Below are 12,907 nucleotides of genomic sequence, written 5' to 3'. Positions count from 1 at the left end.
CCCGCGACCCCTTCCGCTTCCAGGTCTCGCTAGCCCGCCCGGGTGATGCGCTGCTGATGTGCACCCCGGGCCTGGCGGAGCCGCTGCGTGGTGAGCCCGCCCTGAGCGCCTATCTGTCCCGGCGCTGGTCCGGCCGCCGCCCGCCCGGCCTCGCCGCGTTCCTCGCCGACGCCCGGGTGCGGGTCAAGGGCTACGCCGACGACCGTACGGCCGCGGCCCTGTGGGAGGCGTAACCGCCCCTCGTATGCCTCCATGGAACCGGGGCACCACGCACGGATCCGGGACGGGTCCGGGACCTCGCACGGATCCCGGACCCCGGAAGGGGCAGACGAGAGAACATGGCCAAGCAGAACGTAGCCGAACAGTTCGTCGACATCCTCGTCCGCGCCGGCGTGCGCCGCCTCTACGGCGTCGTCGGCGACAGCCTGAACCCGGTCGTGGACGCCGTCCGCCGCCACTCCCACATCGACTGGGTGCATGTCCGCCATGAGGAGACCGCCGCCTTCGCGGCCGGTGCCGAGGCCCAGATCACCGGGAAGCTGGCCGCCTGCGCCGGCTCCTGCGGCCCCGGCAATCTGCACCTCATCAACGGCCTGTACGACGCCCACCGCTCCATGGCACCGGTGCTCGCCCTCGCCTCCCACATCCCCTCCAGCGAGATCGGCCTCGGGTACTTCCAGGAGACCCACCCCGACCGGCTCTTCCAGGAGTGCAGCCACTACAGCGAACTGATCTCCAGCGCCAAGCAGATGCCCCGGCTGCTCCAGACCGCCATCCAGCACGCGGTCGGCCAGAGCGGTGTCAGCGTGGTCTCGCTGCCCGGCGACATCGCCGCCGAACCCGCCCCGGAGAAGGCCCTGCAGAGCGCCCTGGTCACCTCCCGGCCCACCGTCCGCCCCGGTGACGCCGAGATCGACGCCCTCGTGGAGATGATCGACAAGGCCGGCAAGGTCACGCTGTTCTGCGGCAGCGGGACGGCCGGGGCGCACGCGGAGGTCATGGAGTTCGCCGAGAAGGTCAAGTCCCCGGTGGGACACGCCCTGCGCGGCAAGGAGTTCATTCAGTACGACAATAAGTTCGACGTTGGCATGAGTGGACTGCTCGGTTACGGCGCCGCCTACGAGGCCACCCATGAGTGCGATCTGCTGATCATGCTCGGCACCGACTTCCCGTACAACGCCTTCCTGCCCGACGATGTGCAGATCGCCCAGATCGACGTACGGCCCGAGGTGCTCGGCCGGCGCTCCCGGCTCGACCTCGCCGTGTGGGGCGACGTACGCGAGACGCTGCGCTGCCTCATCCCGCGGATCAAGGAGAAGACCAGCCGCCGCTTCCTGGACCGGATGCTGAAGAAGCACGCCGACGCGCTGGAGGGCGTGGTCAAGGCGTACACCAGGAAGGTCGACCGGCACGTCCCGATCCATCCCGAGTACGTGGCCGCCGTACTGGACGAAGTCGCTGACGACGACGCGGTGTTCACCGTGGACACAGGTATGTGCAATGTCTGGGCGGCGCGCTACATCTCGCCCAACGGCCGCCGCAGGATCATCGGTTCGTTCTCGCACGGCTCGATGGCCAACGCGCTGCCCATGGCGATCGGCGCGCAGTTCACCGACCGGCGCCGGCAGGTGGTGTCGATGTCCGGCGACGGCGGATTCACCATGCTGATGGGGGACTTCCTGACGCTGGTGCAGCACGATCTTCCGGTCAAGGTGGTGCTGTTCAACAACTCCGCGCTCGGCATGATCGAGCTGGAGATGATGGTCTCCGGACTGCCCGCGTACGGCACCGTCAACGTCAATCCGGACTTCGCCGCCGTGGCCCGTGCCTGCGGGGCCTACGGGGTGCGGGTGGAGAAGCCCAAGCAGCTCGCCGGCGCGCTCAAGGACGCGTTCCGGCACAAGGGCCCGGCCCTGGTGGACATCGTCACCGACCCCAACGCCCTGTCCATCCCGCCGAAGATCAGCGCCGAGATGGTCACCGGGTTCGCGCTGTCCGCCTCCAAGGTCGTGCTGGACGGCGGCGTCGGCCGCATGGTCCAGATGGCCCGCTCCAATCTGCGCAACGTGCCCCGGCCCTGACACCACCCGGACCGGGGAGCGGATTTCGGCCAGTTTCACGGCCCGTGACGACATGCCGACCCGCTGTGCCGGACGCGGCGGTCCGGCCGTCACGGGGCGTCAGCGGCGTCAGAGGGCCGCCCGGAAGGCCGTCGTCAGGTTCCCGCGGCCGCCGCGCGCCCGGGTGCGACGGGCCCCGACGATGGCCGAACCGCCGGTCATCGGGCCGGGGCCAGGACTGGCCGTTGGTCCACTGGGCAAGCATCCCCCGTGAACGTGTTCGACCAGGAGGGGCAGGGTTCGAGCGGCGTGCGGGCGGGGGCCATGAAGAGGCAGGCACGAGGGGGCGGTCCCGTGACCACCGGGACCCCCTCCGCGGAACCGGGGGACGGTACGGGGGAGACCCCGGGGGACGTTCCGGGCGGCGCCCGGGAGCCGGTGGGCACCGTGACGGCCGCGGGAGAACCGGGGCGCCCGCGGACCACGGATGAGCCCCGGTCCGCGCGGACCACCGGGGAGCCACCGGGGCGTCTGGTGCGCCTTCCCGTCGACGATTCCTTACGGGACGGGCGGGAGCGGCGCGGCGGGCGCGGCCGGGTCGTGGAGCCGCCGCAGCGGCTGTGGCGCAGGCTCGGGCGGGCGGATCTGCGCTCCGTGCCCGAGGCCCGCAGGGAGCTGCGCGAGCTGCTGCGCGACTGGGGCAAACCCGGACGCTCGGAGATCGCCGAGCTGCTCACCAGCGAACTGGTCACCAACGCGCTGGTGCACACCGACGACGACGCCGTCCTCACCGCGGAGGTGGTGCCCGGCGGACTCCGGGTGGAGGTACGGGACTTCGTGCCCCGAAGACCCCAGGTGCGCACCCCGGACCCGGACGACGACACCCACGGCCGGGGCATGGTCCTGGTGGAGTCCCTCGCGGACGCCTGGGGCGTACGGCCGCACGGGGTCGGCAAGTCGGTGTGGTTCGAACTGGGCGCCGAAGCGGCGTGAGCGGCGACGGCCGGGGCCCGGGTACGGTCATGGGCCGGGGGTGCGACCCGTACGATCGCACCCCCGGCCCATGAAACTCCGGACACGTCTAGCCGAACTGCTGCTCCATCTCCTTGAGCTTGCGCTCCAGGGAGTCCAGGCGGGGCAGGGCCATGGTGTCGTCCTCGGCGGTGAGGTCGACGGTCACCGGCTCGGGCCCTTTGGTCAGGGGCTCAGACCCTTTGCGGACCGGCTGGAGGGAGGGACGGGAGGGCACCGGCAGCTGTTCCGCGGTCGCTATGGCAGGCTCCGCGGTGGTGGCGCCCGAGGAGCCGCGCTCCACCGCCTGCACCTCGACCTGCCGGCCGCCGACCCGGTTCACGAAGCGGCCGTGGCCCCGGCTGATGGCCTTGAGCTGGGCGCGCTCCATCCGCTGCTGCTCGCGCCGGCGCTGGCGCGACTGCTCCTTCTGCCGGTTGTCCTCGCGGACCTCCTCGACCGCCTCGTCCAGGCTGCGCACGCCCTCCAGGAGCATCAGCGACCACGCCTTGTAGGTCTCGCGGGGGGCGCGCAGCCAGCGCACGATGCGGATCTGCGGCAGCGGGCGCGGCACCAGGCCCTGCTCGCGCAGCGCGGCCCGGCGGGTCTGCTTCAGCGCGCGGTCGAACAGGACGGCCGCCGACAGGGACATGCCGGAGAAGAACTGCGGGGCGCCCGCGTGGTCGACACCGCGCGGCGCGTGCACCCAGTTGAACCAGGCCGCGGCCGCGGCGAACATCCAGACGAGGATGCGCGAGCCGAGGGCCGCGTCACCGTGGCTGGCCTCGCGCACCGCGAGGACGGAGCAGAACATGGCCGCGCCGTCGAGGCCGAACGGCACCAGGTACTGCCAGCCGTCGGTCAGCCCCAGGTTCTGCTCGCCGAAGCCGACGAGGCCGTGGAAGGACAGCGCGGCCGCCACCGCCGCACAGCAGAACAGCAGCACGTAGGAGGCGGTGCCGTAGATGGCCTCCTTGCGCCGGCGGCGCTCCTCGCTGCGCTCCCAGGAGTCGTCCGCACTCGCGTTCTCCCCGGAGGAGCGCTTTCCGCGCGCGAGCACCGCTACCGCCGCCACCATGCCCAGGAGCAGTACGGCGCCCGGAAGCAGCCAGTTCAGCGATATGTCGGTCAGTCTCATCAGGGGTCCCTTGCATTGGGATAGGGCGTAACGCCCGCCATATTGACCCACTCCGGGCGGCCCTCAGGGGGTTTCGCGGCAAGAGGCCGCCAAGAGGGTGCGAGGGGATGCCCGGGGACGGCGATCTGCTCGAACTGCCGCATGAGGGGCGGGAGTTGAGTTCGAATAAGACTACCCGTACGGATGGTTCAACGGAAAGTTCCTGCGACAGGTGAGGAAGTTGTGAATCACCTGTCCGTGCGGGGCGGCCCGATTCGAGTTGATCTTAGTGGACCGCGGGGGTCCGATCGCCCCTCCAGCGCTCCCTGATCGCCTCTCGATCGAGGTCGGTCGACCTCGATCGAGTTTGACGTACCGCTCGGTACGTCTAGGGTGCTTGACGAACAACCGACAACCCGTCGTTAATGACCCCAAGTACCGACAAGCCGCCAGGAGGACCCCGTGAGGCAGGGCGTGCAGGGCTCCGCGGCGGCGTACACGCACAGTGAGGGACTGGTTCCGGGCCCGCGCAGGCCCGAGGGCGAGCGGCCCGTGATACAGCGGGCCTCGGTGCGCGGGCAGATCCTGGAGGCGCTGCGCACGGCGCTGGTCGCGGGCGAGCTGAAGCCGGGCGAGGTGTACTCGGCGCCGGTTCTCGGGGACCGCTTCGGGGTCTCGGCGACGCCGGTGCGGGAGGCGATGCAGCAGCTGGCCCTGGAGGGCGCCGTCGAGGTGGTGCCCAACCGCGGGTTCCGGGTCATCGAGCGGGGCGCGCGGGAGCTGGCCGAGCTGGCGGAGGTGCGGGAGCTGCTGGAGGTCCCGGTGATGCTGCGGCTGGCCCGTACGGTCCCGGCCGCGCGCTGGGCCGAGCTGCGGCCGCTCGCACAGGACACGGTCCGGGCGGCGGCGTCCGGCTGCCCCGCGACGTACGCCGAGTCCGACCGCGCCTTCCACCGCGCCATGCTGGCCTTCTCCGGCAACGAGGAACTGGTCCGCATCGCCTGCGACCTCCACCGCCGCGCCCAGTGGCCGCTGGTCGGCGGCCCCGTCCGGCACGCCCGCGCGGACCTCGTCGCGGACGCGGCGGAACATGTCTCGCTGCTGGAGGCGCTGGTGGTCCGGGATCTCGACGTGGTGCGGGAGCTGGTGGCGGAGCACTTCGCGGGCGCGGCCTGAGCGCCCCTTGAGGGGCGCGGGGAACCGCGCGACCGGCCGCGACGTACCCGCACCCGGTGACGCGTCCGCACCCCGCAGACGCAGACCCTACGAACCCTCGGTCTTCGAGAACCCGTCGTGCCACGCCGCCTTCGCGCCCGAGTCGCCGATCCGGTACACATCCACCACCGCGCCCACCGCGATGACCACGGACAGCAGCCCGAGGACGATCCGCACCGGCAGCGCCGACCACCGCGCGCCGCCGCCCCCCTCGCGGCGCGACCCGCGGCCCGCCCACCACACCACCACGGCCAGCACGAACAGCCCCAGCGCCCACGGCAGCAGCCCGTCGCCCAGCTCGGCGTGCCGGCGCACCAGCGGGTCGGAGTCGACATGCCGCTCAAGCCATTCACCGGCGCTCGTCGTGAGCGGCACGCTGACCAGGGACACGAGGCCCAGCGCGGGCAGCAGGAGGCCGAGCCGGCGCGCGGCCCGCGGCCATATCGCCGCGGCGACCAGCGCGAGGGCGGTCAGCGGGACCAGCACCACGACGACATGGACGAGCAGGACATGGGCCGGAAGCCCGTTGACGAGAGTCATGCGACGCTCTCCAGGAGTGGGGGGTCTCGGGGCGCGTCACACTGGCACAGCCGTCTCTCAGTTCCCTCTGAGCACGCCCCCACGGCTCCCGCTCACGCCGTGGCAGGCCCCGCCGCCGGGGGCGCGAGCTGCGCCGCCAGCCAGGTCGGCACGCCCCCCAGAAGGCGGAACAGCCGCCGTGCCTCGTCCCGCAGCCGGGTCGCCGCCGGTTCGTCCTCCGTGTCCGCCAGGGACACCAGCGCGGGCGCCGTACCCACGAGGTAGCCCAGCTCCTCCCGGATCCGCAGGGACTCGGCGAACCCGTGCCGCGCCTCCGCCAACTCCCCGTCCCGCAGGGCGAGTCCGGCGAGATGGCGCCAGGTGAACGACAGCAGCAGCGGATCGGTATGCGCGGTCGCGCCCGCGTGCGCCCGGCGGTACGCGGCGCGCGCCGCCTGCGGGGAGCGGGACAGGTTCTCCGCGAGCAGCCCCCGCCGGAAGTCCAGCAGCGCCCGCCCCGCCGCTCCCGGCGGGATCAGCGCCGCCGCCCGCCCCAGCGCGGCCCGTGCCTCGTCCACCCGGTCCCGGATGCCGTGGAGCGTCGCGGCGTACGCGAGCTGCCCGCGCTCGCAGGCGGCCGCGCCCCGCTCCTCGTCGGTGTGCGCGAGCGCCTCCGCCGTACGCAGCGCGTCCTCCGCGTCCGCCCAGCCGCCCTCGGTGTACAGGCAGCGCTCCACGAGCAGCATCGCCCGTTGCAGCGCCGCGCCCGGCGTGTCCGGTGGCAGCAGGGCCGCGGCGTCGGCCCAGCAGGCCCGCGAGCGCAACCGCCATACCGCGGTCTGGAGAGGATCGTCACCGGCGGTCGTTCCGTTCCCAGACATGGCGGTATACGCCACGTTGACCTCCCCAGGCACGCCATCGGGCTGTTGAGTGGTGGCGGCATTCCAGCACCGATCGCCACACCTGGCCAAGGGGGTGGGTGAAAGATTTCACAAAGTCGTGGGGGCGTGGCGCGGACGCGGTTCGTCCGTTTCACCCCGTCCGGCTCAGCTCATCCGCAGTGCCAGGAAGAAATCGAGCTTGTCCTCCAGACGCGAAAGATCCCGTCCCGTCAACTGCTCGATCCGCCCGACGCGGTAGCGCAGCGTGTTGACGTGCAGGTGCAGCCGGGTGGCGCAGCGGGTCCAGGAGCCGTCGCAGTCGAGGAACGCCTCCAGGGTCGGTATCAGCTCCGCGCGGTGCCTGCGGTCGTAGTCCGTCAGCGGGTCGAGCAGCCGGGCCGTGAAGGCGCGGCGCACATCGTCCGGCACGAACGGGAGCAGCAGCACATGGCTGGCCAGCTCCTGGTGCCCGGCCGCGCAGACCCGCCCCGGCCGGGCCGCCGCCACCCGGCGGGCGTGCCGAGCCTCCTCCAGGGCGCCGCGCAGGCCCTCCGCGGAGTGCACGGCCGCGCTGACGCCGAGCGTGAGCCGCCCGTCGCCGCCCAGACCGGCCGACAGCGGCTCGCGCACCACCTGGAGCAGCGCGTCGGCCAGCAGCCCGGTCTCCGCGCCCTCCCGGTCCGCGGCGACGGCCGGTACGGCGGGCAGCGGCACCAGCGCCACCGCCTCGTCCCCGGTGTGCGCCACGGCGATCCGGTCGGCCGGTTCGGGGCCGGTCGCCGACGGGTCGACCAGCACCTCCTCCAGGAGCGCCTGGGCCACCGGGCCGCCCTCGATCTCCTCGCCGTCCCACTCCACCCGGGCCACCACGACCTGCCAGTGCGGGGCCGCGCCGAGACCGGGCAGCAGTACCGGCGCGGCCACCCGCAGCCGGGCCGCGATCTCCGCGGGCGCGGCACCGGTCTGCACCAGCTCCAGGACCTCCTGGGCGAGCCGGCGCCGTACCGTACGGGCCGCCTCCCGGCGGTCGCGCTCCACGGCGATCAGCTGGGTGACGCCCTGGAGCAGATCCATCCGCTGCCCGTCCCAGTCGCTCGCGTCGGCCTCCACGGCCAGCAGCCAGTCGGACAGGACCGTCTCGCGCACATCGCGCGCGGCGCCCGGGGCACGCCCCGAGGAGCGGATCGGGAAGAGCGAGTACGTCGTACCGTCCAGCTGGACCCGGTGCGGGCCGCGCCGGCCGGTGCGGGTGGCGGCCAGCTGCTCGGCGGCCAGCCGGGCGCAGGTCCCGGCGGGCAGGTCGGGGCCCGCCACCTTGGAACCGGCGATCAGCCGGCCGGTGGGGGAGAGCACCCAGGCGCGCAGGTCGAGGTCGGTGCCGAGCAGATCGAGCACCACATCGGGGCCGCCGCCTGCCGGACCCGAGGTCATCATCCGGCGATGCCGGTCCACCACGGCGGCCAGGTCCCCGGCGCGCTCGCCTGACACCTGTCGTACGACATGCTCGGTGACCGTCGCGAAGGCCACCGACTCGTCCACCGCGAGCAGCGGCAGCCGGTGCTTGGCGCAGGCCGCGATCAGGTCCTCCGGCACCCCGCCCAGCTCGGCCGTGCCCGCCGCGAGGGCCGCCACTCCGGCCTGCACCAGCAGGCGTACGAAGGGCTCGGAGTCCGCCGCGTCCCGCCGCCAGGCCAGGCCCGTCAGCACCAGCTCCCCGCCCGCGAGGTAGCGGCTCGGGTCCCGCAGGTCGGTCGTCATCACACCGCGCACCGAGCGGTCCAGCTCGTCCTCGCCGCCGAGCAGCAGCAGGCCCAGCGCGTCGGTGTCCAGCAGTGCGCGCAGCCGCATCTCAGTTGCCGCCGTTTCTGTGTCTCGAAACCTACGATGGATCTTCGGGGGCCGACGGGGGAGTGACCGTTTCCCCGGGAAAACGGAGAGGTTACCGATGTCCTCCGTTCATACGAATCTACAAGATGCTTCCCCTGGCCAGCGAACTCCTTCATGGTTTCAGTGACTGACCCCGTCGGAGTACACGGCGGTGTACTGACTCCACTCCACGTCAACACGACAGGAACGAGCCGGGCCCGCCGCACACGGATTGGCTCAAATCCGCAGAACCCAAGACGAAGAAGAGAGCCGGTCATGGACTTCCTTCGCCCCGCCAGCTGGGAGGAGGCGCTCGCCGCGAAGGCCGAGCATCCCACCGCTGTGCCGATCGCGGGTGGCACCGATGTGATGGTCGAGATCAACTTCGACCACCGCAGGCCCGAGTACCTGCTCGACCTCAACCGCGTCGGCGATCTCTACGAATGGGAGACCGGCGAGGACTCCGTGCGGCTGGGTGCCTCCGTGCCCTACAGCACGATCATGGAACAGCTCCGTGCCGAGCTGCCGGGCCTCGCGCTCGCCTCGCACACGGTCGCCTCCCCGCAGATCCGCAACCGCGGCGGCGTCGGCGGCAACCTCGGCACGGCCTCGCCCGCCGGCGACGCCCACCCCGCCCTCCTCGCCGCGGGCGCCGAGGTCGAGGTGGCGTCGGCGGCGCGCGGCACCCGGATGATCCCGATCGACGACTTCTACACCGGCGTCAAACGCAACGCGCTCAAGCCCGACGAGCTGATCCGCGCCGTCCATGTGAAGAAGGCGGATGGCCCCCAGCAGTACTCCAAGGTCGGCACCCGCAACGCCATGGTCATCGCCGTGTGCGCCTTCGGCCTCGCCCTGCACCCCGAGACCCGTACCGTGCGCACCGGCATCGGCTCGGCCGCGCCCACACCGGTGCGCGCCAAGGCCGCCGAGGAGTTCCTGGACGCGGCGCTCGCGGAGGGCGGCTTCTGGGACAACGGGAAGATCATCACCCCCTCCGTCGCCAAGCAGTTCGCGGACCTGTGCGCCGCCGCCTGCAACCCGATCGACGACGTCCGGGGCACCGCGAGCTACCGCAGGCACGCGGTCGGCGTGATGGCCCGCCGGACCCTGACCTGGACCTGGGAGTCGTACCGCGGCACCCGCCGCACCGAGGGAGCTGCGTGATGCGCGTCAACTTCACCGTCAACGGACGCCCGCAGGAGGCCGACGACGTCTGGGAGGGCGAGTCCCTGCTCTACGTGCTGCGCGAGCGGCTCGGCCTGCCCGGCTCCAAGAACGCCTGCGAGCAGGGCGAGTGCGGCTCCTGCACGGTACGTCTGGATGGCGTGCCGGTGTGCTCCTGTCTGGTCGCGGCCGGACAGGCCGAGGGCCGGGACGTGGTGACCGTCGAGGGCCTCGCCGACCACGCGCGGCAGCGCTCCTGCGGCGGCTCCGAGGGCGTCCCCCTGGACGCCGCCAAGGGCTGGGCGGCCAAGGGAGGCACCGACTCCCAGGCCGGCGAGGGCATCGAACTCGCCCCGATCCAGCAGGCGTTCATCGACGCGGGCGCCGTCCAGTGCGGCTTCTGCACCCCGGGCCTGCTCGTCGCCTCCGACGAACTCCTGGAGCGCAACCCGAACCCGTCCGACGCCGACATCCGCGAGGCCCTGTCGGGCAACCTGTGCCGCTGCACGGGCTACGAGAAGATCATGGACGCGGTCCGGCTGGCCGCCGCCCGCCAGTCCGAGGGGGTCTGACATGCCGGCCAACGGAGTTCCCACCAAGATCACCCAGGGCTCGGGCACCAAGGGCGGCATCGGCGAGTCCACGCTGCGCCCCGACGGCACCCTCAAGGTCACCGGCGAGTTCGCCTACTCCTCGGACATGTGGCACGAGGACATGCTGTGGGGCCAGATCCTGCGCTCCACCGTCGCGCACGCCGAGATCGTCTCCATCGACACCGCCGAGGCCCTCGCCCTGCCGGGTGTGTACGCCGTCATGACGTACGACGACCTGCCCACCGAGGTGAAGCACTACGGCCTGGAGATCCAGGACACCCCGGTGCTCGCGCACGGCAAGGTGCGCCACCACGGGGAGCCGGTCGCGATCGTCGCCGCCGACCACCCGGAGACCGCCCGCCGGGCCGCCGCCAAGATCAAGGTCGAGTACCGCGAACTCCCCGTGATCACCGACGAGAAGTCGGCCCTCGGCCCGGACGCCGTCCTCGTCCACGAGCACCGCGACGACCACCACATCGGGCATGTCGACCACCCGAACATCGTGCACCGCCAGCCCATCGTGCGCGGCGACGCGGCCGCGGCCGCCGCCCGCGCCGATGTGATCGTCAAGGGCGAGTACACCTTCGGCATGCAGGACCAGGCGTTCCTCGGCCCCGAGTCCGGGCTCGCGGTGCCCGAGGAGGACGGCGGCGTCCACCTCTACATCGCCACCCAGTGGCTGCACTCCGACCTGCGCCAGATCGCGCCCGTGCTCGGACTGCCCGAGCGCAAGGTGCGGATGACGCTGTCCGGCGTCGGCGGCGCGTTCGGCGGCCGCGAGGACCTGTCCATGCAGATCCACGCCTGCCTGCTGGCGCTGCGCACCGGCAAGCCCGTCAAGATCGTCTACAACCGGTTCGAGTCCTTCTTCGGACACGTCCACCGCCACCCGGCCAAGCTGTACTACGAGCACGGCGCCACCCGCGACGGCAAGCTGACCCACGTCAGGTGCCGGATCGTCCTGGACGGCGGCGCCTACGCCTCCGCCTCCCCGGCCGTCGTCGGCAACGCCTCCTCGCTGAGCATCGGGCCGTACGTCGTGGACGACGTCGACATCGAGGCCATCGCGCTCTACACCAACAACCCGCCCTGCGGCGCGATGCGCGGCTTCGGCGCGGTCCAGGCGTGCTTCGCCTACGAGGCCCAGATGGACAAGCTGGCGAAGGAACTCGGCCTGGACCCGGTGGAGTTCAGGCAGCGCAACGCCATGGAGCAGGGCACGATCATGCCGACCGGGCAGCCGGTCGACTCCCCGGCGCCGGTCGCCGAACTGCTGCGCCGCGTCAAGGCGATGCCGCTGCCGCCCGAGCGCCAGTGGGAGTCCAGCGAGGGCGCCGACGTACGGCAGCTGCCCGGCGGCCTGTCCAACACCACGCACGGCGAGGGCGTCGTACGGGGGATCGGCTACGCGGTCGGCATCAAGAACGTCGGCTTCTCCGAGGGCTTCGACGACTACTCCACCGCGAAGGTGCGCATGGAGGTGATCGCGGGCGAGCCCGTCGCCACCGTGCACACCGCGATGGCGGAGGTCGGCCAGGGCGGTGTCACCGTGCACGCCCAGATCGCCCGCAGCGAGCTCGGCGTCGCCCAGGTCACCATCCACCCCGCCGACACCCAGGTGGGCTCGGCGGGTTCGACCTCCGCCTCCCGGCAGACGTACGTCACCGGCGGCGCCGTCAAGAACGCCTGCGAGCTGGTCCGCGAACGGGTCCTGGACATCGGCCGGCGCAAGTTCGGCTCCTACCACCCCGCCTGGGCCACCGCCGAACTGCTGCTGGAGGGCGGCAAGGTCGTCACCGACGGCGGCGAGGTGCTCGCCGACCTGGTGGACGTCCTGGAGGACGAAGCGGTGGAGCTGGAGGAGGAGTGGCGGCACCGGCCGACCGAGGCCTTCGACCTGCGCACCGGGCAGGGCAACGGCCATGTCCAGTACTCCTTCGCCGCGCACCGCGCCGTGGTCGAGGTCGACACCGAACTCGGCCTCGTCAAGGTCATCGAACTGGCCTGTGCCCAGGACGTCGGCAAGGCGCTCAACCCGCTCTCCGTCGTCGGCCAGATCCAGGGCGGCACCACGCAGGGCCTGGGCGTCGCGGTGATGGAGGAGATCATCGTGGACCCGAAGACCGCGAAGGTCAGGAACCCCTCCTTCACGGACTACCTGATCCCGACCATCCTCGACACGCCGACCATCCCGGTCGACGTCCTCGAACTCGCCGACGAGCACGCCCCGTACGGGCTGCGCGGCATCGGCGAGGCACCGACCCTGTCCTCGACCCCGGCCGTCCTCGCGGCGATCCGCAACGCGACGGGCCTGGAGCTGGACCGGACGCCGGTACGTCCGGAGCATCTGACGGGCACGGCGTAACGCCTCCGCTGCCGCCCCCCGCCGCTGCGGGCAATCTGCCGCAGGGCGGCATGGGTGGGCGCAGCGGCACCCCGGCGCCGGGCAACCGCTCGTTCCCGGCCCCAGCCCCACCC

Annotated in this window: 10 protein-coding genes and 1 pseudogene; 7 read left to right on the top strand and 4 right to left on the bottom strand. The window is 72.3% G+C overall.

The window, feature by feature from the left end:
- From CCN72_RS13460 to CCN72_RS13450, 3 genes and pseudogenes are all read left to right on the top strand, one after another.
- Nucleotides 1-233 (top strand): annotated as a pseudogene (locus tag CCN72_RS13460) (protein phosphatase 2C domain-containing protein); the annotation flags it as partial.
- A 105-nt stretch (nucleotides 234-338) separates the two neighbouring features.
- Entirely contained in the window at nucleotides 339-2,081 is a 1,743-nt protein-coding gene (locus CCN72_RS13455) for a pyruvate dehydrogenase (RefSeq protein ID WP_086807732.1), read from the top strand.
- Nucleotides 2,082-2,660: 579 nt separating this feature from the next.
- Nucleotides 2,661-3,053, top strand: a complete 393-nt coding sequence (locus tag CCN72_RS13450; RefSeq protein WP_037657993.1) for an ATP-binding protein — start codon at nucleotides 2,661-2,663, stop codon at nucleotides 3,051-3,053.
- Nucleotides 3,054-3,141: 88 nt separating this feature from the next.
- On the opposite strand, the gene CCN72_RS13445 is transcribed toward CCN72_RS13450, so the two are convergent.
- Nucleotides 3,142-4,209: a DUF2637 domain-containing protein gene (locus tag CCN72_RS13445; RefSeq protein WP_086807731.1), complete on the bottom strand. Its 1,068-nt coding sequence runs from the start codon at nucleotides 4,207-4,209 to the stop codon at nucleotides 3,142-3,144.
- A gap of 441 nt (nucleotides 4,210-4,650) precedes the next feature.
- Between CCN72_RS13445 and CCN72_RS13440 the strand changes: the two genes are divergently transcribed.
- Nucleotides 4,651-5,364 carry a GntR family transcriptional regulator gene (locus CCN72_RS13440; RefSeq protein WP_086807730.1) on the top strand — a complete coding sequence of 238 codons (714 nt, stop codon included), beginning with the start codon at nucleotides 4,651-4,653 and terminating at the stop codon, nucleotides 5,362-5,364.
- An 87-nt stretch (nucleotides 5,365-5,451) separates the two neighbouring features.
- Here CCN72_RS13440 and CCN72_RS13435 read toward each other — a convergent pair whose 3' ends face one another.
- From CCN72_RS13435 to CCN72_RS13425, 3 genes are all read right to left on the bottom strand, one after another.
- Nucleotides 5,452-5,943, bottom strand: a complete 492-nt coding sequence (locus CCN72_RS13435; protein WP_086807729.1) for a DUF2231 domain-containing protein — start codon at nucleotides 5,941-5,943, stop codon at nucleotides 5,452-5,454.
- Between the two features lie 92 nt (nucleotides 5,944-6,035).
- Complete coding sequence (locus tag CCN72_RS13430) at nucleotides 6,036-6,803, bottom strand: hypothetical protein (protein WP_037657927.1); 768 nt, start codon at nucleotides 6,801-6,803, stop codon at nucleotides 6,036-6,038.
- 165 nt (nucleotides 6,804-6,968) lie between these two features.
- Complete coding sequence (locus CCN72_RS13425; RefSeq protein ID WP_086807727.1) at nucleotides 6,969-8,651, bottom strand: PucR family transcriptional regulator; 1,683 nt, start codon at nucleotides 8,649-8,651, stop codon at nucleotides 6,969-6,971.
- Between the two features lie 294 nt (nucleotides 8,652-8,945).
- Here CCN72_RS13425 and CCN72_RS13420 point away from each other — a divergent pair, with 294 nt between their 5' ends.
- From CCN72_RS13420 to CCN72_RS13410, 3 genes are read left to right on the top strand one after another with little or no spacing between them, the layout of a single operon-like run.
- The gene (locus tag CCN72_RS13420) at nucleotides 8,946-9,836 is read left to right on the top strand and encodes an FAD binding domain-containing protein (protein WP_086807726.1); all 891 of its coding nucleotides are present in this window, start codon (nucleotides 8,946-8,948) and stop codon (nucleotides 9,834-9,836) included.
- Complete coding sequence (locus CCN72_RS13415; protein ID WP_086807725.1) at nucleotides 9,836-10,408, top strand: (2Fe-2S)-binding protein; 573 nt, start codon at nucleotides 9,836-9,838, stop codon at nucleotides 10,406-10,408. The genes CCN72_RS13420 and CCN72_RS13415 overlap by 1 nt, the downstream gene beginning before the upstream one ends.
- A 1-nt stretch (nucleotide 10,409) precedes the next feature.
- Nucleotides 10,410-12,794, top strand: coding sequence for a xanthine dehydrogenase family protein molybdopterin-binding subunit (locus tag CCN72_RS13410; RefSeq protein ID WP_086807724.1), 2,385 nt, complete (start codon nucleotides 10,410-10,412; stop codon nucleotides 12,792-12,794).
- The last annotated feature ends 113 nt before the right edge of the window (nucleotides 12,795-12,907 follow it).

Source organism: Streptomyces murinus, assembly GCF_002154555.1.
Taxonomy (GTDB): domain Bacteria; phylum Actinomycetota; class Actinomycetes; order Streptomycetales; family Streptomycetaceae; genus Streptomyces; species Streptomyces murinus.
This window is presented reverse-complemented; position numbering and strand designations above follow the sequence as displayed.

What these genes read in the sequence shown, in the direction of transcription:
- CCN72_RS13425 (WP_086807727.1), bottom strand. Translation starts at nt 8,651, where the DNA reads ATGCGGCTGCGCGCACTGCTGGACACCGACGCGCTGGGCCTGCTGCTG.
- CCN72_RS13435 (WP_086807729.1), bottom strand. Translation starts at nt 5,943, where the DNA reads ATGACTCTCGTCAACGGGCTTCCGGCCCATGTCCTGCTCGTCCATGTC.
- CCN72_RS13430 (WP_037657927.1), bottom strand. Translation starts at nt 6,803, where the DNA reads ATGTCTGGGAACGGAACGACCGCCGGTGACGATCCTCTCCAGACCGCG.
- CCN72_RS13420 (WP_086807726.1), top strand. Translation starts at nt 8,946, where the DNA reads ATGGACTTCCTTCGCCCCGCCAGCTGGGAGGAGGCGCTCGCCGCGAAG.
- CCN72_RS13455 (WP_086807732.1), top strand. Translation starts at nt 339, where the DNA reads ATGGCCAAGCAGAACGTAGCCGAACAGTTCGTCGACATCCTCGTCCGC.
- CCN72_RS13415 (WP_086807725.1), top strand. Translation starts at nt 9,836, where the DNA reads ATGCGCGTCAACTTCACCGTCAACGGACGCCCGCAGGAGGCCGACGAC.
- CCN72_RS13445 (WP_086807731.1), bottom strand. Translation starts at nt 4,209, where the DNA reads ATGAGACTGACCGACATATCGCTGAACTGGCTGCTTCCGGGCGCCGTA.
- CCN72_RS13410 (WP_086807724.1), top strand. Translation starts at nt 10,410, where the DNA reads ATGCCGGCCAACGGAGTTCCCACCAAGATCACCCAGGGCTCGGGCACC.